Genomic DNA, 1,100 nt, shown 5'->3' with positions numbered 1-1,100 from the left:
GCCGGTGAAGCTGCAGTTGAACTTGGTGCCTTTGTACTTGCCGGCGACAATTTCGCCGGGTCCGATCCACTTGCCTTCTGCCGCCTGGAAGAACTGCTTGTCCGGCTCCGCCGCAGAGGCCACTCCGGCAAGGCCGACGACTGCCGCAATCACCGTTGCCAGGGGCAGGACGCTGGATAGAATTACGCTTTTCATCGACGACACCCGGCAACAAAGATGCTGTTTGGAACCCGTCTGACCATGAACAAGATTGGTTAATGCTTCGTCACCGCGAGGCCGCCGCAAAGCAGTCCGGTAACAATTCCGAAGATCCAGACACTCCAGCCGGCTCACTTGCCGGATCGGGTCGTTTCACCGTCTTTCCTGGTTGCGAACGATGTCAGCGCCGAGAGGAAGTCGCCCAATCCGGGACGCTTGGCGGCGCTGAAGGGCAGGGGTCGCGCCGTCTCCATCGCGGCGATGCCGATGCGCGCCGTCATCATGCCGTTGACGACGCCCTCGCCAAGCTTGGCCGAAAGGCGCGCGGCCAGGCCGTGGCCGACGATCTGCTGGACGAAACTGTCACCGACGGCGATCGAGCCGGTGACCGCCAGATGCGCCAGCACGCTGCGCGCCAGGCGGAAGAAACCCAGCGTTCCGGGCCGCCCGCCATAGAGTTCCGAGAGACGGCGAATGAGCCGCCCGGCCTCGAATACGACATAGGCGACATCGACCAGTGCGCGTGGACTGACCGCCGTCACCAGCGAAACGCGTTTGGCGGCCTCGAGGATCATCACCTTTGCCCTGGCATCGAGGGGGCCCAGAATTTCTGCCTCGGCCAGGCGCACGAGATTGCCGCCGTCGATGATTTCGCCGCGCAGTTCGGCCAGCGCGCGCCGGCCGGCCGCGGTCTCGGGTTTGGCCGCGACAAAGGCCGACAGCTCGTCGACGACCGATCGTGCCGCCTTGGGATCGTCACGCTCGATTGCGTCGAGCGCCCGTTTCTGCAGCTTTTCGACCTCGGCGAGACGGGCGATCGCCAGGAATTCGCGAATCAGGATCACCACAAGCGCCAGCACGGCGATGGCAGCCATGCCCGCCGCCAGCCAGCCCAGCCATTC

1 protein-coding gene and 1 pseudogene are annotated in these 1,100 nt (G+C 64.6%); both read right to left on the bottom strand.

The window, feature by feature from the left end; all coding sequences use genetic code 11:
- Positions 1–195: pseudogene (locus EOB59_RS34880) on the bottom strand (hypothetical protein); the annotation flags it as partial.
- Positions 196–329: 134 nt separating this feature from the next.
- Positions 330–1,100: TIGR01620 family protein (locus tag EOB59_RS34875; RefSeq protein WP_128290307.1), on the bottom strand; the 771-nt coding region annotated here is incomplete at its 5' end.

Origin of the sequence: Mesorhizobium sp. M7A.F.Ca.MR.176.00.0.0 (assembly GCF_004023165.1) — a bacterium.
Taxonomy (GTDB): domain Bacteria; phylum Pseudomonadota; class Alphaproteobacteria; order Rhizobiales; family Rhizobiaceae; genus Mesorhizobium.
The sequence above is the reverse complement of the archived record's forward strand: the minus strand, read 5'-3'. Positions and strand labels throughout refer to the sequence as shown.